General features: G+C 42.3%; 19 protein-coding genes. 18 read left to right on the top strand and 1 reads right to left on the bottom strand.

Going from position 1 to position 23512, the window contains the following annotated elements; all coding sequences use genetic code 11:
- Positions 1-17: 17 nt before the first annotated feature.
- The 8 genes from CCS90_RS00675 (at position 18) to CCS90_RS00715 (ending at position 10551) form a co-directional block, all read left to right on the top strand.
- Positions 18-2630, top strand: coding sequence for a sulfatase family protein (locus tag CCS90_RS00675; RefSeq protein ID WP_099017588.1), 2613 nt, complete (start codon positions 18-20; stop codon positions 2628-2630).
- Positions 2631-2753: 123 nt separating this feature from the next.
- Positions 2754-4832, top strand: a complete 2079-nt coding sequence (locus tag CCS90_RS00680; protein WP_503417536.1) for a sulfatase-like hydrolase/transferase — start codon at positions 2754-2756, stop codon at positions 4830-4832.
- 199 nt (positions 4833-5031) lie between these two features.
- Positions 5032-5271: an RNA chaperone Hfq gene (gene hfq / locus CCS90_RS00685; protein WP_099018694.1), complete on the top strand. Its 240-nt coding sequence runs from the start codon at positions 5032-5034 to the stop codon at positions 5269-5271.
- 428 nt (positions 5272-5699) lie between these two features.
- Entirely contained in the window at positions 5700-7040 is a 1341-nt protein-coding gene (hflX, locus tag CCS90_RS00695) for a ribosome rescue GTPase HflX (RefSeq protein ID WP_099017591.1), read from the top strand.
- 17 nt (positions 7041-7057) lie between these two features.
- Positions 7058-8218, top strand: coding sequence for an FtsH protease activity modulator HflK (gene hflK, locus CCS90_RS00700; RefSeq protein WP_099017592.1), 1161 nt, complete (start codon positions 7058-7060; stop codon positions 8216-8218).
- A gap of 2 nt (positions 8219-8220) precedes the next feature.
- On the top strand, positions 8221-9093 hold the full coding sequence (gene hflC, locus CCS90_RS00705; RefSeq protein ID WP_099017593.1) for a protease modulator HflC: 873 nt from the start codon (positions 8221-8223) through the stop codon (positions 9091-9093).
- The gene (locus tag CCS90_RS00710; protein WP_246026989.1) at positions 9086-9277 is read left to right on the top strand and encodes a DUF2065 domain-containing protein; all 192 of its coding nucleotides are present in this window, start codon (positions 9086-9088) and stop codon (positions 9275-9277) included. Before hflC ends, CCS90_RS00710 begins: the two co-directional genes overlap by 8 nt.
- The gene (locus tag CCS90_RS00715) at positions 9274-10551 is read left to right on the top strand and encodes an adenylosuccinate synthase (RefSeq protein WP_099017595.1); all 1278 of its coding nucleotides are present in this window, start codon (positions 9274-9276) and stop codon (positions 10549-10551) included. Before CCS90_RS00710 ends, CCS90_RS00715 begins: the two co-directional genes overlap by 4 nt.
- A gap of 78 nt (positions 10552-10629) precedes the next feature.
- On the opposite strand, the gene def is transcribed toward CCS90_RS00715, so the two are convergent.
- A complete protein-coding gene (def, locus tag CCS90_RS00720; RefSeq protein ID WP_099017596.1) occupies positions 10630-11124 on the bottom strand; it encodes a peptide deformylase in 495 nt (164 codons plus the stop codon).
- 256 nt (positions 11125-11380) lie between these two features.
- Between def and CCS90_RS00725 the strand changes: the two genes are divergently transcribed.
- The 10 genes from CCS90_RS00725 (at position 11381) to CCS90_RS00770 (ending at position 22763) form a co-directional block, all read left to right on the top strand.
- Positions 11381-12589, top strand: coding sequence for a LysM peptidoglycan-binding domain-containing protein (locus CCS90_RS00725; protein ID WP_099017597.1), 1209 nt, complete (start codon positions 11381-11383; stop codon positions 12587-12589).
- 3 nt (positions 12590-12592) lie between these two features.
- Complete coding sequence (gene dprA, locus CCS90_RS00730) at positions 12593-13723, top strand: DNA-processing protein DprA (protein WP_099017598.1); 1131 nt, start codon at positions 12593-12595, stop codon at positions 13721-13723.
- Positions 13720-14196 carry a DUF494 family protein gene (locus CCS90_RS00735; RefSeq protein ID WP_099017599.1) on the top strand — a complete coding sequence of 159 codons (477 nt, stop codon included), beginning with the start codon at positions 13720-13722 and terminating at the stop codon, positions 14194-14196. Before dprA ends, CCS90_RS00735 begins: the two co-directional genes overlap by 4 nt.
- Positions 14197-14199: 3 nt before the next feature.
- Positions 14200-16626, top strand: a complete 2427-nt coding sequence (locus CCS90_RS00740; RefSeq protein WP_099017600.1) for a DNA topoisomerase I — start codon at positions 14200-14202, stop codon at positions 16624-16626.
- Positions 16627-16629: 3 nt separating this feature from the next.
- On the top strand, positions 16630-17187 hold the full coding sequence (tsaC, locus tag CCS90_RS00745) for an L-threonylcarbamoyladenylate synthase type 1 TsaC (protein ID WP_099017601.1): 558 nt from the start codon (positions 16630-16632) through the stop codon (positions 17185-17187).
- Complete coding sequence (gene waaA / locus CCS90_RS00750; RefSeq protein WP_099017602.1) at positions 17184-18521, top strand: lipid IV(A) 3-deoxy-D-manno-octulosonic acid transferase; 1338 nt, start codon at positions 17184-17186, stop codon at positions 18519-18521. Before tsaC ends, waaA begins: the two co-directional genes overlap by 4 nt.
- A gap of 14 nt (positions 18522-18535) precedes the next feature.
- Positions 18536-19003, top strand: a complete 468-nt coding sequence (locus CCS90_RS00755; protein WP_099017603.1) for a GNAT family N-acetyltransferase — start codon at positions 18536-18538, stop codon at positions 19001-19003.
- A 92-nt stretch (positions 19004-19095) separates the two neighbouring features.
- Positions 19096-20466: a leucyl aminopeptidase family protein gene (locus tag CCS90_RS00760; protein ID WP_099017604.1), complete on the top strand. Its 1371-nt coding sequence runs from the start codon at positions 19096-19098 to the stop codon at positions 20464-20466.
- Positions 20463-21956, top strand: a complete 1494-nt coding sequence (locus CCS90_RS00765) for a helicase HerA-like domain-containing protein (RefSeq protein WP_099017605.1) — start codon at positions 20463-20465, stop codon at positions 21954-21956. The genes CCS90_RS00760 and CCS90_RS00765 overlap by 4 nt, the downstream gene beginning before the upstream one ends.
- A gap of 3 nt (positions 21957-21959) precedes the next feature.
- Positions 21960-22763: a sulfite exporter TauE/SafE family protein gene (locus CCS90_RS00770; RefSeq protein WP_099017606.1), complete on the top strand. Its 804-nt coding sequence runs from the start codon at positions 21960-21962 to the stop codon at positions 22761-22763.
- Positions 22764-23512: the final 749 nt, after the last annotated feature.

The raw sequence follows: 23512 nt of genomic DNA on the forward strand, positions 1-23512 counted from the left end.
GATCAGCAATACAAACCATGAACCGAAAGAAACAACTTTTTGCAGCCTTCGTCCTTGTTTTAAGCCAGGTTTTGATTCTTTTTCCTGTCATCACTTGGACTCAAAATCAATTTAACATCAACACGCCATTTATTGAAGGGCTTTCACTGTTATTTATTGTCCTTGTCAGTGTGCTCCTGATATCTACAATTTTGACATGGGTGGTACCTAAGTTTTTGCGCGAAAAACTGCTATCACTGATGGTGCTGCTGACTTTATTTGTCTTTATTCAACAAAACATCTTGGTTTCTGATTATGGTGTATTGGATGGCAAGGAGATTCACTTTTCGGAGGCAGGTTGGATAAGTTGGGTTGAGTTTGCCATGTGGGGCTTCGGTTTATTTGTGTTGATATTTCTCAATAAAAAGGTCCTTAAGCACGCATCACTGATCCTTACTTTTTCTGGCCTGGCATCTGTGGCGGTAACTTTCAGCTCACTATTTTCTTATGATTTTGCTGGCAACAGCAGGTCTTTTGCTATATCTGAAAAACAAAAATTTGATTATTCAAAAAACAAAAACATCCTGGTGTTTTTATTGGATGGCTTTCAATCAGATTTATTTACTCAAATCATTGAAGATGAACCAGAAATCAAAAGTGAATTTTCTGGATTTGATTATTATCCCAATACCACAGCCGTTTTTTCCAAAACATACCCAACCATTCCATTGCTTCTAACTGGAAAAACCTATCAAAAAAAACAAGGCATACATGAGTTTTTAGTCTCTGCATATCAAGAGTCTCTGTTAACTGACTTAATTGATGCCGGTTGGCATGTGGGCCTTTTTCCACACATTAAAAAACTATTACCGGTTAAAAACAACATCATGAGCAATGCGATCGATGAAAATGGATGGCCAGAAATAATAAAAAATTATTCCCAAACATTGGACTTGTCATTATTAAGGACGGTGCCTCATTTGATAAAACCCAGCGTTTATAACCAAGGGAAAATGTTACTACAAAAGCCTGCTGCACAGTTCATTGAACAACAAAAGTGGTTTGATGATCCATTAACCACATTGCATAAAATGCCAAAAGTAAACAACCATCAAGGTCTCAATTTTTTGGCCAACTTAAAACAACATGGCAGCACATCACAAGATCGACCGACTTTTATGTTCTATCACTTAATGATGCCTCACAGTCCTTTCTTATTGGACCGCAATTTAAGTCCAGTTGAAAATTTGCATAATTTCAACGCCTATCATGACTATGCTTATGCCAGTTTGAGGTTGATGATTGCTTATTTGAAAGAATTAAAAGCTCTTGGGATCTACGATCAATCGGCCATCATGATCATGGCAGACCATGGTGGGGGTGAATACACCAACTTAAAATTTGATTCAGATATCAATTCGTTCATTCCGGTTAATAACCATGGCTACGAAAAGGCTTCGGCCAAGCCCCTCATGTTGGTTAAGGACTTTCAAGCCAACGGTACTTTTTCTGTATCACAAAAACCCGTGTCGTTATTGGATGTGATGCCCACTTTGGCTGACTTCAGTGGCTTGCCTTTCGAGGCGGATGGTCTGCCGATTAAACTGATCAAAGAAAATCAGGCCCGAGAAAGGTTTTTCTATTATTATAATTTCACCGGCTTTGATTCCAAATACTTGCAAGACTTTAATATTTTTCAAATTAAAGGACACGTCAATGACGAAGCTTCTTGGCGACACAAAGGGATATTGACAGTGAGTGATGTTGCAAAGGTTAAAAACAATGAAGCCTATCATTTGAATCAAATTATCAGGTTTGGTACCGACATCAAACAAGATGCCGATCACAGCAATCGATTTATCACCAGCAAAAACCCCTTGTACAACAATTCTAGTTTGACCTTAAACCAGACAAAAACAAAGTTGACAATTCCAATGGCATCACCATTAATTCAAGGCGACACTTACCAACTGATTTTAAACATGTCATCCAAAGAACAAACTCAATCATTAAGGGTTAAATTCAATGATGACTGGAGCAATCCTGTCAGTGTTGAGGGGGAATCAATGGACTACCATATACCCTTTATTTTTCGTGGCTCAGATCTTAAGAAGCTTGATATCACCATAGATCAAATGAAAGACAAAGTAGACGCATCTATCAGGGTTTCTAAGTTGTTGTTAAAAAAAATCAATGTTGTCGGGTTGAATTCAGATGGAACTGATTTGTTTTTTGACTTTTCTGAGGATATCAGTGCCATCCACCCAGAGGGGTTTTGGTCAGCTGAAAAATGGGGCCGCTGGACTGCCAAAGAAGAATCCTCCGTTTTATTTTTGGGAACCAAAGATTTTTGTCACAACAAAACGGTGCAACTTAATGTGCTAAAATTTCAAGTTGGAGTCATTATTGATCAGTTTAAAGTGTTTCTGAATGATCAAAAACTTACCTTGCTGAATAAAAAAACCTCCAATCAAGGCATTCAATTAACCTATGACTGCCCGATTACTTTCAACCATACAAGCAACTTAATTAAGCTAACATTTGAAACCAATACAACCCTTGCCCCGTCTGAAATCAGCAACAGCAAAGACGTCAGAAAACTCGGCATGGGAATCAGGAATTTCGCAATTAAAAACAATCAGCTCAATTAAAGTTCTGTTTGCACTTTTTTAGTTGAGTCACTACTTCTGACCAACTAAACTAAATTTGATTGATTTAGATGTAGAGAAAAGTTTTGTCTAATAAAATGGATATTGATGAATAAACAGTTTTTTATGCTTCTGGCACTTTTGCTGCCTCTTTTAGGCGTGCAAGTTCTCCACCACCCTACCTTAAATGCAATCATAATTCATGCAAGTGTTTCGCTGTGTTTGTGGGTTTTATTTATAGGCAACCAACAGCTGAATGGATGGATTAGACCGATGAATAAAGCGCTACTGATTGGTTTTTATTTCATCTACTTATTCATCACGCTATTTGAGTCTACACTGTATGACTTTACTGGCAAAGGGTTTAACAATGAGGTGTATTTTCATATAGAAATTGAGTCTTTGCGCATTGCATTCACTCAATACCCCATAGAACTATTTGGTTTTTTTATTTTGGTTTTCTGTTATTCCTGGCTGATTAATTTTTTACTCAAAACAACCACAAAACCCATCAAAAAACCCATGGTGTTTGGTGCTCTGGTGATGTTGTGTTTATTAACAATCTATAGTCCAGTGGGAAGATTTGCCAGTGGTTTATATGAATACAATAAACAATATGCAATCATTGATCAGTCATTGATTCAACAGTATATTGATCTGAATATCATCAATTCGATTGAGATTACACCCAATCAATTGCTAAAAACACATGCCCCTGAGCCGAAAAATTTAATTTTAGTATACTTAGAATCCTTTAATGAAGGATTGATGTTGCAAACTCAATACCCTGATTTGACGCCAAATTTGAACCGCATTGCAGATGAGTTTCAAGTCTTGACACACCTCAGTTCGGCATACATCACCATTGAGGGCATTATCTCAAGCCAATGTGGCACCATGTTACCCATGACAGCTGATAACAATACTTTTTTAAACAGCGGTCAACTGATGTCACACATGCCTTGCATGGGAGACATATTGAAGCAAGCTGGCTATACCCAATACTACCTTGGCGGTGCCTCAATGGCATTTGCTGGCAAGGGTCGCTTTCTAGAGGAACATGGATATGATTATATTTGGGGATCCGAACATTGGTTTTCTCATGGTTTTAAGCGTCAAAAAGGGGTGTGGGGATTAAGCGATACAGAATTATTCGAAAATGCTTTATCAACGATTAAAACTGCCGCCCAGACTCCACCTTACAATGTCACATTGCTTACTTTAGGCACTCACCTTCCAGGCTATAGTTACCCTGGCTGTGAATCCTATGCTTACAGTGACGAGCCTTTTATCGATGCGATTCATTGTACCGATCAATTACTGGGTAAATTTATTGATGCACTTAAGGCTGAGAAATTATTGGATGAGGCCATTTTAATGGTGTTGGCAGATCATGGTATTTTCCAAACCGATAAGATGGAAGCATTGTTTGGGGACATGGCCAAGGACCGGCGTTTGATTGCATTAACAAATTATCAGGACTTCATTCCAAAATGGCCACTAGCAACTTATGATATCGCGCCTACCTTGCTAGACATGCTCGGAATCCAACACAATGCTGTATTCTTATATGGTCAATCACTGCTTAGAAAGCTTGACGACAGTCAACGTTATGTGACTCGCTACTTCGACTGGAATGGGCTGAAATTGACTCATAATAGCCAGGGGACGTGTGACAAAACCGATAGCATAAGCTGGCCATTGAATGATTGTTTTAAAAACCAACTGCTGAAATTAACCAGTCAAATTCTCGAAAAACACTCAACCCAAGAAACACCAGAAGCCTTGAGTTGTGATGTAGACCTAATTGCGACAAAACAAGTTTCTGAGACCAATCAAGAAACAAGGATATTGTCTCTGAATAAGATCAACCATTTTGAACATTTTTATCTCAATGGTTATAATTTAAATTCCGTCCGCATCAAGTCAGGCTCGTTTGTTTTTGAATCAGATTCAAATTTAAACATCATCAAACACTGGTTTTTTAGACTTGATGAAACTGGAATGGCACACCAACGAACCTTATTCAATAATTCACAATCTTATTTCTTAGCTGTCTCGTTGTTCAACTCCGAAGACAAGACTAATTCCAAAGCTGAACCCAATACATTAAGTGTACAATTGCATCAGAATCAACAAGTAATTTGGACATTGGACAATCAGGAGTTAAACGTTTCAAACCTTAATTTATGTGGATCGATGTAATTTATATCGTGTAACTTGCTGAATTAGCTTGCCGCTAACAACTGATCATCTCACCTATTTGCGAGCACCTGATGGTGTCGAATACCCCTTACTAGCAGCAAAATGCCTTATATGGCTGTAATTTTTCCTGCTTTTATTATCCTATGCATTTCATTATGATAAAATGCAATCAATAATAATAATAAGTAAGGTAACCACCATGTCAAAATCACAAACTCTACAAGACCCATTTTTGAATGCATTGCGTAAAGACCGCATTCCAGTATCTGTATTTTTAATGAATGGCATCAAGCTTCAAGGCACCGTTGAATCATTTGATCAGTTTGTTATTGTGTTGAATAACACCACCAACCAATTGGTTTACAAACACGCCATATCGACCATCGTGCCGGCCAAAAATGTCAGTACCTATAAAATTCAACAGGAAGATGAAGGCTGAACACAGCCTCCCTGTCACAACAAACAAAGCAGTTGTCCTCACAGCAACTGCTTTTTTATTGAACAGCAATAATAAACCCATGCCAACAACCCAATTAAAGCCTCAAACTTACCCCGAATCGCAATCGGTTTTTCGAGGCACGAGAACCAACAGTAGGGCCAACAGGCAAGAAGGGAAGCGAGGCTCCTACCCATGTCAATCGGTTGTTGAGCGTAGCGAAACAGAGATTGGCTCATTGGTGTTGCGAGCGCAGCCGGTTTTTCGAGGCACGAGAACCAACAGTAGGGCCAACAGGCAAGAAGGGAAGCGAGGCTCCTACCCATGTCAATCGGTTGTTGAGCGTAGCGAAACAGAGATTGGCTCATTGGTGTTGCGAGCGCAGCCGGTTTTTCGAGGCACGAGAAAAGAAGGGAAGCGAGGCTCCTACGATGTTTGATCGTTCCGAAAGAGGTGATCGAGCGGTTATCTTGTGCCCCACACCGATGCAACGAGATTTGCGCGGAGAACAACCTGATCGCATCGAAGAATTCAAAGAGCTGGTTACCACTGCAGGGGCTGAAATATTTGAAATCATTACCAGCACCAAACAATCAATAGACCCCAAATTTTATATTGGCAGTGGTAAGGCCGAAGAACTGAAACAAGCCGTCGAGGCAAACCAAGCCGATGTGGTGATTGTCGATGCCTCATTAAGCCCTGTGCAGGAAAGGAACTTAGAGGCCTTTGTGCAAGCACGTGTATTGGATCGCCGAACATTGATTTTGGATATCTTTGCGCAACGGGCTCGATCCTATGAAGGGCAGCTCCAAGTTGAACTGGCACAATTAAAACACATGTCTACCCGTTTGGTTCGGGGTTGGACCCATTTAGAAAGACAGAAGGGCGGCATAGGTATGCGTGGACCGGGTGAAACGCAATTAGAGACCGACCGTCGTTTGTTGAATGCGCGGGTAAAATCACTGAAAGGGCGCCTCGATAAAGTCATGCGACAACGGGAACAGGGGCGCAAACAACGAAAAAAATCAGGGGCTAAAATGCTTGCTTTGGTGGGCTACACCAATGCCGGTAAATCAACCTTATTCAATCTTCTGACCGATGCCAATGTCTATGCCGAAGACCAGTTGTTCGCCACCTTGGATCCAACAGTGCGTCAATTCACTGCCATCCCTGGCTGCAGCGCTGTCATCAGTGACACGGTGGGCTTTGTGCGGGACTTACCGCATGAATTGGTCGCGGCCTTTCGGGCCACTTTGCAGGAAGCATTGGATGCAGATCTGTTATTACATGTGATTGATGACAGCAACCCTGAACACCGGGATCACATGAAAGAAGTATATAAAGTGTTCGATGAGTTGAAGATCGATGATGTGCCAACAATTGAAATTTACAATAAAATTGACCAGTCGGGACACCCGGCTGAAATTCAACAAAGTCAATCTGATGCGCCTGACAAGGTATGGATTTCAGCACATAAAAACACCGGCATTGATTTATTGATAAAAAGCATTGAAGAACGGATACATCGTACCCATTTAACCCTCAAGTTTGTCTTACCCATGAACTTGGCACGATTGCGTGCCCAATTCTATCAACTGGAAGCCATACGAGATGAAGTGATAGATGATTCAGGTCAATGGCAAATTGAGGTAGAATTACCCATAGAAAAATGGCGACAAATGGCCAAGAGTGCAGAACCAAGCGCTGAATTCGTCAACAACTTGTTGGCGGCCAACCATGTCACCTTAGACGAAAACTCACAAGACTGGTAAAGTAACTGGAGAAAAACATGCCCTGGAATGAACCTGGCAACCAAAATTCTGGCGATAAAAAGCCTAACAACAACAAACCTGGTGGCAACAAACCACCTGAATTTGATCAAATCCTCAGCGATTTATTTAAATCCATTAAGAGAACATTTGGCTTTGGAACGTCATCCGGCAGTTCAAACAACAACAGCCAAACACCCATCGTTATTTTGTTGTTGGGATTACTGGGTTTAGGTGTTTACAGTTCGGCCTATCAAATCGAACAAGCCGAACGCGGCGTGGTATTGGTTTTTGGAGAATATTCTCACACCATGACCCCAGGCCTGCGATTCACTTTACCCAAACCTTTCGCTCAAGTTTACAAAGTCAACGTTGAGACCATCCGCCAAGAAGACAACGCGGGTCAAATGTTAACCGAAGACAAAAACCTGATTGAGATTGATTATTCAATTCAATATCGAATTGATGAAGGGCGAGTCAATGACTATTTATTCAGCGTTGCCAACCCACAAAACACGGTTCGTCAAGTGGCTGAAAGTGTGATGCGCCAAGTGGCAGGAACCAGAACACTTGATTTCATCATCAATGAAAACAGAACCGCCGTCAACCAACAAGCGCGTGAAGAAATTCAAACCATGTTGAATGATTACAAAACCGGCGTACAGGTCACTCAAGTGAACATCACTGAAGTCCACCCACCCTTCGATGTTAAGGACGCATTTGATGATGTGGTGAAAGCACGTGAAGACCAAAAGACTTTCATCAATCAGGCCAATGAATATGCCAATGGCAGAATACCTGAGGCAGAAGGTCGGGTGTTAAAAATCATCCAAGAAGCAGAAGCCTATAAAGAATCAATCATCGCAGAAGCTTCGGGTAAAGCCCAACAATTTGATTTGTTGAGGACCCAATATGAATTGGCTCCTGAAGTGACCAGACAACGGTTGTTTTTAGAAACCATGGAAAGCGTGATGAGCGACACTTCAAAAGTGTTGATGGATCAAAAGTCTGGTAATTCAATGATGTATTTACCCCTGGATCAGTTGATGAAAAACCAACCCCGGGCGTATGACGATTCACCGATTGATTTAGGCACCACCACAGTGACGCCCAACTCATCAGAATTAAATCAAACATCCGGTTCCAACAACAGAACCACACGCAGAGGTCGCGGGAGATAATTATGAATAAATTAATCGCATTGATATTTGGTTTGTTGGTGTTGGCTGTTTTGGCCAGCTTATTTGTATTCACCATTGATGAAAAACAAACTGCCGTCAAATTAAAATTTGGAGAAGTGGTTCAAGCCGGTTATGAACCTGGTTTACACTTTAAGCTACCTATCGTTAACAACATTGTTAAATTTGATAGCCGCATTCAAACCTTAGACAACGCGCCGGAAAGGGTCTTTAACACCGACAATGAATATTTGATGGTGGACTACTTTGTTAAATGGCGCATCAAAGACGTAAAAACCTTTTTTACATCAAATGCTGGCTTAATCGCCAAAGCCAATGCCAACCTGACCGGGGTGGTTAAAAATGCTTTACAGGAAGAGTTTTCGGTCAGAACCTTAGACCAGGCCATATCTTCACAACGCATCGAATTGATGGAAAGCCTCAGATCACAAACCAAAGCCCGTTCTGAAGATTATGGCTTAGAGATTGTTGATGTGCGCATCAAACAAATCAACCTGGATCAATCAGTCAATGAATCAGTTTACAACCGAATGCGTTCTGAACGATTGGTAGAAGCGGCTGAACATCGATCGACCGGTCGCAAAGAGTCCATCAACATCAGGGCCAATACCGATAAAAAAATTCGAATCATGTTGGCTGATGCCGATAAAAAAGCGGCGATCATGCGTGGTGAAGGTGATGCAGAAGCGACTAAATTATTCGCAGAAAGCCACAACAAAAACCCTGAATTTTACTCCTTTGTTCGTAGCCTCGAAGCTTATATGAACAGTTTTCAAGCTGGCTCCGGCAATGTGTTGGTACTGGATCCTGATTCTGAATTCTTTAAGTATTTTAACGGACAATCCACAATTGATTGAACACCCAATCATTGCGGCCATTGCTTTGGTGATGATTTTTGAAGGTCTGCTACCCTTCATTGCACCCAAAGTTTGGAAGAACATGTTATTACAACTCGCGCAAATGGAAGACATCCATTTGCGTATTTTTGGTGCCACCATGATGGTGGCGGGCGCAATCACATTTAAATACATCCAGTCATGAATAAATCTGTCGTAGTTTTAGGGACCCAATGGGGTGATGAAGGCAAAGGAAAAATTGTCGACTTATTAACCGAAGGTGCTGATGCTGTTGTTCGCTTTCAAGGTGGACACAATGCAGGACATACCTTAATCATCAATGATCAAAAAACCGTTCTGCATTTGATTCCCTCAGGCATCTTGCGTGACGGTGTCAAATGTTACATCGGCAACGGCGTGGTGATTGAACCAGAAGCATTGATCAAGGAAATCAAAAATCTTGAAATATCTGGGGTCGATGTGCAATCTCGCTTGTACATTTCCAAGGCCGCTCCAGTGATCATGCCTTACCACATTAAATTAGACCAGTTGCGCGAAATTAAGAAAGGCAAAGAAGCCATTGGCACCACTGGCCGAGGCATTGGTCCTGCTTATGAAGACAAGGTGGCACGTCGTGGCATTCGAATTGGAGATTTGCTGGATGCCAACCTGCTTAAAAGCAAGTTAGAAACGGTGTTGGAATATCATAATTTTGTGATTGAAAACTACCACCATGCCGAACCTTTGTCTTTTGATGAGGTATATGCAAAAGCATTGGAACATGCGGAGTTCATCAAAAACATGTGTGTAGATGTGACCGGTAAAATCCACCAACATTTAGAGCGCGGCGAAAAACTGTTGATGGAAGGCGCACAAGGCTCGCTGTTGGACATAGACCATGGCACCTACCCATTCGTAACCTCATCCAACACCACAGCCGGCAGTGCGGCCACAGGATCTGGCTTAGGCGCAACCCACATCGACTATGTTTTGGGCATCACCAAAGCTTACACCACTCGAGTTGGCAGCGGTCCATTCCCAACAGAATTGTTTGATGAAGACGGCGCGGAACTGGCCAAGCGGGGCGTTGAATTTGGTGCCACCACAGGTCGCCCAAGACGTTGTGGCTGGTTGGATTTGGTGGCCTTAAAAAGAGCCGTCCAAGTCAATGGTGTCACAGGCTTATGTGTCACCAAACTGGATGTTTTAGATACCTTCAAAACCATCAAACTTTGTACCAGCTATGGTGATGATTCATTTCCTGGATCAGCTCATGAATGGGAGCTTGTTGAACCCGTTTATCAATCATTCTCAGGGTGGCAGTCATCCACCAGAGGGATGACTGATATCAACAAATTACCCGCAGAAGCAAAAGCCATCATTGATTTCATTGAGGACTTCACTGGTGCGCCGGTTCACATCATTTCAACTGGACCTGATCGCTGTGAAAACATATTGTTGGTTGACCCTATGAGTTAAGCAATGTTGTTTTTGACACAAAAAAACCTTCCAAGTGAAGGTTTTTTTATGCCTGAAAATTAACTAAAAAAGCGGTGTCTATAAGGCGGCTTTTTCTAATTTTTTGATTGCCAACTTTCTTTTCAGTAATGACAAATGATCTAAAAACACAATGCCCTTTAAGTGGTCTAACTCATGCTGAATACAGACAGCCAATAAGCCAGATGCTGCAAGTTGATGATGCTCACCTTGTAAATCTTGGTAGTCGACTTTGATCTGCTCTGCCCTTTTTACTGAAGCATAAATACCCGGCACCGAAAGACAGCCTTCTTCGTGAGATTGAATGCCATCTTTTTCAGTGATCACAGGATTGACCAATACCATGGGGTCACTGTTGTCTTCAGAAACATCTAAAACCACCAGTTGAACGTGCTGATCAACCTGGGTAGCAGCCAAGCCTATACCTGGTGCTGCATACATGGTTTCCAACATGTCAGCAGCCAATGTTTCCAACGCTTGATCAAATTGGATTACAGGCTTAGCCACCGTTTTTAATCGTTGATCAGGCAGTGTTAATATTGAAAGTATGCTCATATTTTTTTAAAGTGGGTATCATTTTTGACCCCCGTATCTTAGTTATTTTTGTTGAAAAGTTAAATAAAAACCATGTTGAATTACCAAGAAACCGCTGGTGACCACCTGGCTTTTTACCAATTGGCACACAATAATTGCTTTGTTTTTGTCGAAAAAGCCATTTTTTTTACCCATTTTGGTCTCTGATTCACATTTTTGTTTAAATTTATTATTAAAATGGCTAAACTAAAGTTTTAGGAAAATCAAGGGTTTGCCGATGATGTTTAAAAAACAACATTTAATATTAGCGTTACTGTTTGGCTTTATTTTTATTGCTCAAGCAGAGGAAGTGGAATTAAATCCAGCTCATCCAGATACTTATGTGGTGCAAAAAGGAGACACCTTATGGGATATTTCAGCTGTGTTTCTGAAATCACCCTGGTTGTGGCCAGAAATTTGGCATGCCAACCCGCAGATAGAAAACCCTCATTTGATTTACCCAGGCGATCAAATCAACTTGATTTACCTGGACGGCAGACCAACATTAACCGTCAACCGCAGTCATCCCACTGTTAAAATGGGGCCAACTGTTAGGTCCATTGATCACAACGATGCCATCCAAACGATTCCTTTGAAAGAGATTGAACCCTTTCTCAGAGAACTGCGCATCCTGAATCAAGAAGATGTAGACCTGGCTCCTTATATCGTTGCAGCTGAAGAAGAAAGAAATATCGCAGCAACTGATAACCTCATCTATGTGAGAAACCTAAAAAATGTCAGACAAGGTGATCGATTTGCCATTGTCAGACCCACCGTTATTTATCGAGAAGTCCCAACCGATTATCCTTGGGAAACTTCTGATACGCATGAAATTGAATCACTGGAATGGCAGAAATCTTCAGCCTATACAACGACGGCTGTGATGTCTCGTTTTTGGAAAAAATACATCGACCGCACCTATTGGGAAAATGTAAAAATATTGGGCTATGAAGTTGCTGACACGGGTATTGCTGAAGTGTTGCGCGTCAGTTCAGATGAAATCACAACCATGAACATCATTGATGTCAACACAGAAGTCAAAACCGGTGATTTGATATTACCGATTGATGAATTTAATTTCGACCCCTATTTCACACCCAAAGCCGCTACCTCAACCGACGATAACATTCGAGTTGTGGCATTAAACAATGCTTTGTTTGGTAGCGCACGTCGACAAGTCATTGCCATCAGCAATGGATCAGCACAAGGCGTCACCGTGGGTGATGTGTTTGCTGTTTACAGTCCTGAGCGCGTGATCCGTGATGAAATCATGCATCCGAAAAATGACCTTAAGACCTTATTCAAACCATCCAAAGCCAAAGTGACTTTGCCAATGGAGTTGTCAGGTCATGTCATGGTCTTCAAATCATTTGAAAACATCAGTTATGCAATCATCACCGATGGTAATCGAAGCATCAAGTTATACGATTACGTTAAACTGCCCTGATTAATGCCTGAAAACAACAAAGCGTCCTGGCTACATTTACTGAGTGCGCCAGGACTTGGCTTTGCACGCATCACACAATTACTCAATCATTTTGGTACGGCTGCTCAAGTCGTAGCACAAAAAAGCTTCCCTCCTGAATTCAACATACCCTCAAAAGCACTTCATCATTTAAACCAAGCCTCCAATGATGACATTGCGCAAGAGTTGGCTTGGCTTGAAAAAGCGAATAACCACTTATTAACCATCGATGATCCACTCTACCCGCCACAGCTCAAACAAATTTCAGACCCGCCAGTGGCGCTGTATGTAAAAGGCAACACCCATGCCCTGTTACTGCCTCAACTGGCAGTGGTGGGCAGCCGTCATGCCAGCCAAGGTGGTTTAAAGAACGCACATGCCTTTTGTCATGACTTGGCAAAAAGCGGGTTGGTCATTACCAGTGGTTTGGCTGCCGGTATAGACACCCAAGCCCACCAAGGTGCGCTCGATGCCGCTGGGCAAACCATTGCGGTTATGGGGACAGGGATTAACAGCATATATCCGAAATCCAACCAATCACTGGCCAAAGTGATTGCCAATCAAGGTGCCGTGGTGTCAGAGTTTCCCCTCAATACACCACCTCATGCCTATAATTTTCCACAACGCAACAGAATCATCGCAGGCCTGTCACTGGGTACCCTGGTGGTGGAAGCGGCCAGCAAAAGTGGAACCTTAATAACCGCAAGGCTTTCTGTAGAAAACAACAGGCCAGTGATGGCCATTCCTGGCTCAATTCATAATCCACTGTCCAAAGGCTGCCATCAGTTGATTAAACAAGGAGCCAAGTTGGTTGAATCCGCTCAAGACATTATGGAAGAATTAAGTCCCAGCATAGACATGCTGAGCGACCAGTTACAGTTTTCATTGGATGCCTTAGATCAGTCATCACTTGAATTAAACCAGGACAATCCCAATATAGCGCTTTCTGAAACGCAAAAGATGATTTTCAATCAATTAGACTTTAATCCCACTTCTTTTGATGCTATTGTAAACCTAACAGAACTTTCGAGTGCTGAAGTGGCATCAGATTTACTTATCATGGAATTATCTGGATTGGTTGAAAAATTACCCGGTGCAAAATATCAAAAATCATGAATGAAAACATCGTCGACTTATTGGTTTACCTATTCGAAAATTACCTTTCTGAACAAACCAACCTAAATGAACAATACACCAAAAATAATATTTACTCTGGCTTAGAACAGGCCGGATTTGAAAGAAATGCCATTGATTCTGCATTTGATTGGCTGCTGAGTGTTAATGATGACTCTAAACAGCATATCAACCAATCAGCTGATGCCATCAGGGTATACTCACCACTCGAACTGTCCATCTTGGATGAAGAAGGTGTCGAGTTTATTAGCTACTTAGAGTCAACTGGTATCTTAACGCCCACCACCCGCGAACTGCTGTTAAATGGTTTGCTCAATCTAAATGCTGACAACATTGACGTTGATGATTTACAATGGCTGGCTTTGATTATTTTATTTTCACAACCGGATGAGGAACAAGCCTTTGCATCAATGGAAAGTTTGATGTTTGATCCCCCGGTCGATCATGAACACTAAACCATGGCAGAAAACTTACTGATTGTAGAGTCACCGGCGAAAGCCAAAACCATAGAAAAGTACCTTGGAAAAGGTCATAAAGTCTTGGCGTCCTACGGACATGTCCGTGATTTACTGGCCAAAACAGGCGCTGTGATTCCAGAAAACGACTTTGAGTTGAAGTATGTCGACGTGGAAAGAAACAAAAAACACATCGATGCCATTGTCAAAGCTGCCAAGAAAGCCAATACCATCTATCTGGCAACGGATTTGGACAGAGAAGGAGAGGCCATTTCATGGCATGTGGTTGAAATACTGAAAGATCGAAAATTGTTAAAAGGAAAAGACATCAAACGAGTGGTGTTTTCCGAAATCACCAAATCGGCCATACAAGAAGCTGTGGCCAACCCCCGAGAAATATCCATTGAATTGGTTGATGCCCAACAAGCCAGGCGGGCATTGGATTATTTGGTCGGATTTAATTTGTCGCCGTTGTTGTGGAAAAAAGTACGCAGGGGTTTGTCTGCTGGTCGAGTACAGTCACCCGCTTTGCGCTTGATTGTCCAACGAGAAGATGAAATCAATGCTTTTATCAAGGAAGAATACTGGACCATACATGGACAAATGGCCTTAGGTAAAGAAGCGTTTGAATCCAATCTAAACATATATGCTGGTAACAAGCTGAAGAAGTTTGATATCAACAACCAGGAATTGGCAGACAAGGCTTTGGCTCAATTACGCAGCCAAGCCGGACAACAATTGACTGTCACTGAATTGACCCAACGCGAGCGCAAAAGAAAACCAGCGGCACCATTCATCACTTCAACCTTACAACAGGAAGCGGCACGTAAGCTTGGCTTCACTGCCAGAAAAACCATGCAAATTGCCCAGCAATTGTATGAAGGCATGGAAATCAATGGGCAGTCACAAGGTTTAATCACATATATGCGAACCGATTCATTGAACTTAGCCAATGATGCCATCAGTGAAATTCGAGCTGTTATTCAAAATAAATACGGTGCTCAACAAGTTCCCGAAAAACCGAATCACTATAAAAGCAAATCTAAAAATGCCCAGGAAGCTCATGAGGCCGTTCGAGCTGTGTCTGCGCAACTGATTCCTGCAGAAATCAAAAAATACTTAGATCATGACCAATTCCGTTTATATGATCTGGTTTGGAAAAGAACGCTGGCCAGTCAAATGATCAACGCCACCATCGGCACGGTTTCGGCAGACTTTACTTTTGGTGATGGTCACAACCTGCGAGCCAATGGCTCAACCATTATTGAAAAAGGATTCTTGGCCGTTTATGAAGAAGGCTTGGATGATGGCAAGAAAGACAATAACAAAGAGAAACACCTGCCTAATTTGAAGAAAGGCGATGTGGTTGATGTCAGTGAAATCAATGGTGTTCAACACTTTACTGAACCGCCACCCAGGTATTCTGAAGCTTCACTGGTCAAAGCCCTTGAAGAATTTGGCATCGGTCGACCATCAACTTATGCCAGCATTATTTCTACCTTGTTAAATCGTGATTATGTCGAGTTAGAAAGCAAACGTTTCATTCCAACTGATATAGGTAAAGTGGTTGCCAGATTTTTGGAAGCCCATTTCAAAGACTATGTTGACTATGAATTCACCGCCCGGTTAGAAGATGCGCTGGATGCTGTGTCACGGGGCGAAAAGGAATGGAAACCACTGATGAAAGAATTTTGGGACCCTTTCATCAAATTAGTAGAAGAAAAAGAAGAATCGGTATCACGTGATGAAGCCCAATACAAAAGAGAGCTGGGCATTGATCCAGAGTCTGGTAAGCCCATGTCTGTCAGGGTTGGTAAATACGGCACTTTCGTACAAATTGGCACCCGCGATGACGAAGACAAACCTAAATTTGCAGGCTTGCTTCCAGGCCAAAAGCTAGACACCATTACCTTTGAAGAAGCCATTGCTTTGTTTGATCTTCCAAGGGATTTGGGAGAAACATCAGAAGGCGAAAAAGTATCGGCCAACATCGGTCGTTTTGGCCCTTATGTCAGGTATGGTAATAAGTTTGTTAGCATCAAAGAGGGTGATCCTTATTCAATCACTTTTGAAGAAGCCTTGGTCATCATCCAAGAGAAAAAAATTGCCGATGCCAACAGAATCATTCAAACTTTTGATGATGGTATACAAGTACTCAATGGTCGTTGGGGACCCTATGTCACTGATGGCAATAAAAATGGTAAAATTTTAAAAGACCAAGACCCCAAAGCATTGACGCATGAAGAATGCATTGAAATATTGGCCAAAGCACCAGAAAAGAAAAAGCGTGGTAAAAAGAAAGTAGCGAAGAAAAAAGTAGCTAAAAAAACCAGCAAGAAGAAGGTCGCTAAAAAGAAAACAACCAAGAAAAAAGCCACCAAAAAGAAAGCGACTAAAAAGAAGACTTCAAAAAAGACAACCAAAAAATAAAACATGGCTGAAATTGGTGACTCTATAGAACAAGCCGTCTTGGCCATCAATCATGGCGGCACAGTGGTTTATCCGACCGAAGGTGTGTTTGGTTTAGGTTGTGATTTTCGCAATGAACAAAGTGTCCACAAAATCCTTAAGCTGAAACAGCGAAGTGTAGACAAAGGCTTGGTTTTGATTGCCTCTCATGTTCAACAAATTTTACCTTTGATTCAACCGGAAAACAGAAGCGATTTGGCTCGCGCATTAAAAACTTGGCCTGGCCACCACACTTGGATTTTTCCAAAATCAAAATCAGTACCTGCTTGGATCAGTGGTGAATTCCAGACTGTGGCCGTCAGAGTCAGCGCACATCCTGCCGTAAAAATGTTGTGCGACCAGTTGAATTCAGCTTTGGTTTCTACCAGCGCCAACAAATCAAATCAATCGACACCTTCAACCATTGCAGAGCAAACTCAGCTTTGGGGTGATGCGGTTGATTACTATCTAGACTTACCTTTGGGTGGCTCAAACCAACCCTCATCAATTCAACTTGCGAGCAATGGAAGCGCTATTCGATGAAATTAGAACTGAGATCTCGTATTTATTCTTTGGTTACCACCTTGTTAACACCCTTGGTGTTGATTCGCTTGGCCACCAGAGGCATCAAAACCAAAGCCTACCTGCAAAGGTGGCATGAAAGGTTTGGTTGGTTCAAGTCGCCACAGTTCAAAAACAAATCAATCTGGGTTCATGCGGTTTCTGTTGGTGAAGTCAATGCCGCCATCCCATTGATCAAAGCCTTGATGGAAAAATACCAAGACCATTCATTTGTGTTAACCACCATCACTCCAACAGGCTCTGATCGGGTCCAGCAAATTTTTGGCAATCAAGTATTTCACGTTTACTTGCCTTATGATTTACCTGGTGCGGTCAAACGCTTTCTGCGCAAAACCAAACCTGACTTGGCAGTGATCATGGAAACTGAAATTTGGCCCAATTTGTTCCGTTTTTGTAAAAAGAAAAACATCCCCATTGTGGTTGCCAACGCCCGTTTATCAGAAGTCTCAATGAAAGGATATCGGTGGGTAGAGTCATTGGCAGCCAAAGCATTCAACGACACGGCTTATGTAGCAGCGCAAACCGTAACTGATGCCAAACGGATGATTCAACTGGGTTGTTATCCGGAAAAAATATTTGTGGTCGGCAGCCTAAAATTTGACATCATCATTGAGGACCACATCATTGAAAAAGGTGAAGAAATCCGTGCCCATTACCAAAACAGTCGATTGGTTTGGATAGCAGCCAGCACCCATCAAGACGATGAAATCGAAATATTAGATGCTTATGTGGTGTTAAAACAAAGACATCCCAAGCTGATGTTGGTGATTGTTCCCAGACACCCAGAACGATTCCAAAGCACCACCCAAGCTTGTAAAAATAAAGGTTTTAACACCCAGCTGAGGAGTCAAATCGGTCTATGCGACATCGAAGGTGATGTATTTGTGGTTGATACCATGGGTGAAATGCTTGAATTTTATGCCTCATCAGACATCGCTTTTGTTGGCGGATCTATAGCCAATATTGGTGGGCACAATGTGCTTGAAGCGGCCGTGTTTTCACTGCCTGTATTGGTCGGACCCAACACGCATAATTTCACCGAAATCACTCAATTGTTGAATGATTGTGGTGGTTCTCAAACCGTACACGATGCCAATGACATCATCCGCAGTATGGAATATTTGATTGAAAACCAAGAAGCCAGAATCAATATGGGTAAAGCGGCAAAAACTTTGGTAGACCAAAATCGCGGTGCTGTTATCCTGACAATGAATTTGATTGAATCGGCCATGGGGCAAAAACCATTGAATGAACAACTACAATCGAAACACTTTCCTAAAATCATTCAAAATTAAATACAGAAGTTCAGATGCCATTGAAGCCACCATCATATGTCCTTAAACAGTTTGATCAAATCAACACCCTGGACATCTATCAAATTCTGAAACTGCGAAGTGCCGTTTTTGTGTCAGAACAAAACTGTGCCTATTTAGATTTAGATGACATCGACCAACAGGCCCTGCACCTGTTCCAAAAGTCTGATGACAACCACATCATTGCTTATGCGCGAATCCTTCCCCCAGCGCTTTCAAATGGTCAATTCACCAGCATTGGACGAGTGGTGGTGGCGCAGTCCCATCGGCAGCTTAAATTAGGCCGAGCCCTGATGGAAGCGGCCATTGATCAAGCACAAAACTTATATCCCGATCATCCAATTAAAATTTCAGCCCAAACCTATTTGACTCGTTTTTATCAAAGCTTGGGGTTTATCAACACCGGGGTGTATTATTTGGAAGATGACATTCCCCACCAGGAAATGGTTTACCAAACAAACTAAAAGTTGATTCACTTTGGTGAACAAATGACAACTGTCTCGATATTCAATTCCGCCTTGAGTATAATCATTGTGATTATTTAACAGATTGACTTATGACTCACTACATCTCGACTGATCCACAGCAACACACCATTCCTGTTGTGCCTATTTTACTTGGCACCTATGAAACCTGGTTTGCTGCTCAAAACAATTACCTGCAATCAATTGCAACCCACCAGAAGTTGGATAAACAAGCTGGACAGTTTCTGGTCGACTACAAAGCCGATGGTGAAATAGCCAAGGTATATTTAACGGTCGATGATGACCTGAACCCTTATTCGATGTGCCACGCCTTCAACGCCTTCCCATTGGGCTTTTATCACATTGAGTCTGAAACTGAAGAAATTGCTGCTGCCGTTATCTTGGCATGGGGCTTTGGTAGTTACCGCTTTGACCGTTACCTCGAAGTAAAAACCGCAGCCACCTTGTGTGTCAATGAAAGTGAATACGCATCTGAACTATCCATCATCAAAGCCACTTGTTTGGTCAGGGATTTAATCAACACGCCTGCCGATGACATGGGTCCGACAGAAATGAGTCAATTTGCCGAGTCTTTTGCCGAAGAAAATCACACCACTTTTACTGAAATTATTGGCGAAGCCTTGTTGACCGAAAATTTCCCTTCTATCCACATTGTTGGACGAGCGAGCCACAAAGCGCCCCGTTTGATTGAATTGAACTGGGGTGATGAAAACAACCCTAAAGTTTCATTGGTGGGCAAAGGGGTTTGTTTTGATACCGGTGGCAACAACATGAAAGCGGCTCAATTCATGCGTTGGATGAAGAAAGACATGGGTGGTGGAGCACATGTTTTGGGCTTGGCTCAATTAATCATCGATCACCAATTACCTGTTTGTTTACAAGTTTTGATTCCTACGGTTGAAAATGCAGTCTCAAGCAATGCTTATCGCCAAGGTGATGTGGCTCAGACCCGGTCTGGACAAACCATAGAAATCGGTCACACCGATGCCGAGGGAAGGGTCATTTTGGCCGATGCACTGACCTATGCCTGTGAATCCAATCCTGAGCTGGTTATAGACTTTGCGACCTTAACCGGTGCAGCCAGGGTTGCCATGGGGCCTACCGTTACACCCATATTTTCAAATCGCAAAGAAATCAGCGATGGGATTTGTGACGCTGGACAAACCACGCATGATGAAACATGGCCGCTGCCTTTACAACAAAGCTACAAAAAATACATCAAATCCAGCATTGCTGATTTATCCAATACTGGCTCGATACCACAAGCTGGCTGTATAACTGCCGCCTTGTTTTTAGAACATTTCATCAAACCAGAAATATCATGGGTACATGTTGATACTTATGGTTGGAATTTTGGTGACAGGACTGGCGGCACAGAGGGCGGTGAAGCCCTGGCCATGCACGCTGTGTTCCAATGGTTAAAAGGACAATATTCAATATGACTGACAACGCACAACACCTTCATTTTGGCCAGGGTCAAGGGCCCGAATTCAAACCGGCAAAGATTTTAGGTCATTTTGCCAACCGCCATGGCTTGATCACTGGCGCAACCGGAACGGGCAAAACAGTGACCTTACAGGTATTGGCTGAAAACTTTGCAGAATTAGGTGTTCCGGTGTTTATTACCGACATCAAAGGCGATGTTTCTGGATTGTCGCAAGCCGGCAAACAAAAAGAATTTTTGGATAACCGCGCCAAAGAATTGAACATCAAAAATTATCGATACGAAGGTTCACCCACCATATTTTGGGATATCTTCAAAAAAAATGGCCACCCCGTACGGACCACCATTGAAGAAATTGGTCCCATGTACCTCAGTCGATTATTGGAATTGTCTGATGTTCAAGAAGGCGTGATTGCTGTTGCATTTAAATATGCCCAAACCAACAAGATGCCTTTATTGGATTTAAAAGATTTGAAGTCATTGCTTCAATTTATGGGTGAGAACCACAAAGAAATTTCAACTGAATATGGACGAATCACCAATGCCTCTATTGGAGCGATCCAACGCAGATTGCTAAATATGGAATCTCAAAGTGCCGATAAGCTTTTTGGTGAACCCGCCCTGGAGTTGGCAGACTTGATGCGTCAAGACATGTCTGGCAACGGCATCATCAGCATCATGGAGTCGCGAGATTTAATGATGAAGCCACAACTTTACGCCTCTTTCTTGTTGTGGTTGATGACCGAATTATTTGAAACCTTACCGGAAGTCGGAGACCAACCATTACCTAAATTGGTGTTGTTTTTTGATGAGGCCCATCTGATTTTTGAGGACTCCCCCAAAGAAGTGCTCAAACGCATTGAACAGGTCGCAAGGTTAATCAGGTCTAAAGGTGTTGGGGTTTATTTTTGTACCCAATCACCTGGCGACATCCCTGAGGATATATTGGGACAACTGGGCAACAAAATTCAACACGCACTTCGTGCCTACACCCCGAAAGACAAAAAAGTCATTCGAGCGGTTGCAGACTCATTCAGGGCCAACCCAAACTTCAATACGGCAGATGTCATCACCTCGTTAGGTGTCGGTGAAGCACTGGTTTCAACTTTAGAAGAAAAAGGGGCGCCGACCATTGTTGACCGAGTCAAAATCTCACCCCCCAGATGTCGCATGGGCCCTGCCACAGATCAAGAGCGTAAGCTGGTGATGAAAAGATCACCGGTTGGTGAAAAATATGACACCGATTTAGATCGCGAGTCAGCTTATGAAAAACTGATTAAAAGAAAAGCCGAAATGGCTGAACAAAAAGCCAAAGAACAAGCTCGTCTGGAACAAGAAGCCAAAAAAGCTGAGTTGGATAAACCCAAACGCAGATCAGGCAGACAAGCAGATTCATTTACCACCAAGCTCGGAAAGTCATTACAAAGGCGGTTAACCACCAAAGCAGTTAATGCCATCTGGAAATCATTGTTTGGTCGTAAGCGATAAATCATGGACATAACCAACATACTTTTGTTGGTTATTTTGGGTTCAGCAGTTGGTTTTTTCGCTGGATTATTGGGTATTGGCGGCGGAGCCATCTTGGTACCCGCCTTGACCGTGTTTTTCCTTTCTCAACACCACGACCCTGCAATCGTCGTTCATCTGGCACTGGCCACCTCGATGTCATGTATTGTGATCAATGCCCTGCTCAGTATTCGAACCCACCATAAACATCATGCCATTTTATGGCCCATAGTCTCTGCCATAAGCCCAGCCATTTTGCTTGGCAGTGCATTGGCCACATGGTTAGTCATTGAAATGGACTCTAAAACCATCGCGTTGATTTTTACCCTCTTGATGTTATTGGTGGCATTACAATTGTTGATTGGGTTTAAACCACGAGCAACTGCAGCCAAACGAATTCCCAAAACAGAATTACTGCCTGTAGGATTTGTCATTGGGTTTATTTCAGCCATCATAGCCATTGGCGGTGGCTCACTCACCGTACCCTATTTAACTTGGCATCAAATAAATATAAGAAAAGCCATTGCCACTGCCGCAGCCATCGGCCTGCCCATTGCTTTGACCAGTGGTGTGGTATTTCTGATGCAGGGTATTCATCAAACCAACTTACCTGAATTGACCTTTGGATATGTTTTTTGGCCAGCCACCTTATTGATCAGTATTGGCAGCTTATTCACCACATCCCTTGGTGCTCACTTAACGCACCGATTACCGGTACATTATTTGAAAAAAATATTTGCTGCAGTGATTGTGATTTTGGCATTGAAGATGTATTTCTCATTCACTTGAGTGGTTAATTTTCAGCATATTGTTGATTGACTTCACTTATCCACACATCCTGTGGATAACTTTGTTAATAACTTTGATTTACTGGTGACTAAACGCATATATGTCTGACCATCACACACAACGGTTAATTCTTAACCACAGCAGTTAAGAATTTAATATCAATAACTTACGAGCGTTTATCAATGTATGAGTTAAGTGTATAGGGCTAAATTCTTGTTTTATGACATTGAAATGACAGACTGTGCATAAAAATGAAGTTGTCAATTAAAAATTGGTCTTTTTTCAAGTCATATAAGGAAAAACTCATAAGTAAATCCAAGCCCTTTAAAAACAAGGCTTTGAACCATAATTGGTCTTTTAAGAACATTCTAAAACGGACCATTTGAAACAAATGACAAAAGAGCTAATAGCTCTAAAATCAAAGCCATGTTAATAGACAAAAAATCAACATTCAGCAACTCATCTGTGCTTACGCAGAGGTTACGGTTTTTGACGAAGTCAAATAAAGTGGCCTCGGAGGAAACCCATCCCATGTTGACCCTTGGCGAGCCTGCGAGCCTATTAGGGCAACTCATCTATGCTTACGCAGAGGTTACGGTTTTTGACCAAGTCAAATGAAGTGGCCTCGGAGGAAACCCATCCCATGTTGCCCCTTGGCGAGCCTGCGAGCCTATTAGGGCAACTCATCTGTGCTTACGCAGAGGTTACGGTTTTTGACGAAGTCAAATGAAGTGGCCTCGGAGGAAACC

It is taken from the genome of Marinicella litoralis (assembly GCF_002591915.1).
Lineage (GTDB): Bacteria > Pseudomonadota > Gammaproteobacteria > Xanthomonadales > Marinicellaceae > Marinicella > Marinicella litoralis.

Coding starts and splice junctions, on each gene's coding strand:
- waaA (WP_099017602.1), top strand. CDS start 17,184: ATGAAATTAGAACTGAGATCTCGTATTTATTCTTTGGTTACCACCTTG.
- hfq (WP_099018694.1), top strand. CDS start 5,032: ATGTCAAAATCACAAACTCTACAAGACCCATTTTTGAATGCATTGCGT.
- CCS90_RS00755 (WP_099017603.1), top strand. CDS start 18,536: ATGCCATTGAAGCCACCATCATATGTCCTTAAACAGTTTGATCAAATC.
- CCS90_RS00770 (WP_099017606.1), top strand. CDS start 21,960: ATGGACATAACCAACATACTTTTGTTGGTTATTTTGGGTTCAGCAGTT.
- CCS90_RS00740 (WP_099017600.1), top strand. CDS start 14,200: ATGGCAGAAAACTTACTGATTGTAGAGTCACCGGCGAAAGCCAAAACC.
- CCS90_RS00680 (WP_503417536.1), top strand. CDS start 2,754: ATGCTTCTGGCACTTTTGCTGCCTCTTTTAGGCGTGCAAGTTCTCCAC.
- tsaC (WP_099017601.1), top strand. CDS start 16,630: ATGGCTGAAATTGGTGACTCTATAGAACAAGCCGTCTTGGCCATCAAT.
- CCS90_RS00725 (WP_099017597.1), top strand. CDS start 11,381: ATGATGTTTAAAAAACAACATTTAATATTAGCGTTACTGTTTGGCTTT.
- hflX (WP_099017591.1), top strand. CDS start 5,700: ATGTTTGATCGTTCCGAAAGAGGTGATCGAGCGGTTATCTTGTGCCCC.
- CCS90_RS00765 (WP_099017605.1), top strand. CDS start 20,463: ATGACTGACAACGCACAACACCTTCATTTTGGCCAGGGTCAAGGGCCC.
- def (WP_099017596.1), bottom strand. CDS start 11,124: ATGAGCATACTTTCAATATTAACACTGCCTGATCAACGATTAAAAACG.
- CCS90_RS00675 (WP_099017588.1), top strand. CDS start 18: ATGAACCGAAAGAAACAACTTTTTGCAGCCTTCGTCCTTGTTTTAAGC.
- dprA (WP_099017598.1), top strand. CDS start 12,593: ATGCCTGAAAACAACAAAGCGTCCTGGCTACATTTACTGAGTGCGCCA.
- hflC (WP_099017593.1), top strand. CDS start 8,221: ATGAATAAATTAATCGCATTGATATTTGGTTTGTTGGTGTTGGCTGTT.
- CCS90_RS00735 (WP_099017599.1), top strand. CDS start 13,720: ATGAATGAAAACATCGTCGACTTATTGGTTTACCTATTCGAAAATTAC.
- CCS90_RS00715 (WP_099017595.1), top strand. CDS start 9,274: ATGAATAAATCTGTCGTAGTTTTAGGGACCCAATGGGGTGATGAAGGC.
- CCS90_RS00760 (WP_099017604.1), top strand. CDS start 19,096: ATGACTCACTACATCTCGACTGATCCACAGCAACACACCATTCCTGTT.
- hflK (WP_099017592.1), top strand. CDS start 7,058: ATGCCCTGGAATGAACCTGGCAACCAAAATTCTGGCGATAAAAAGCCT.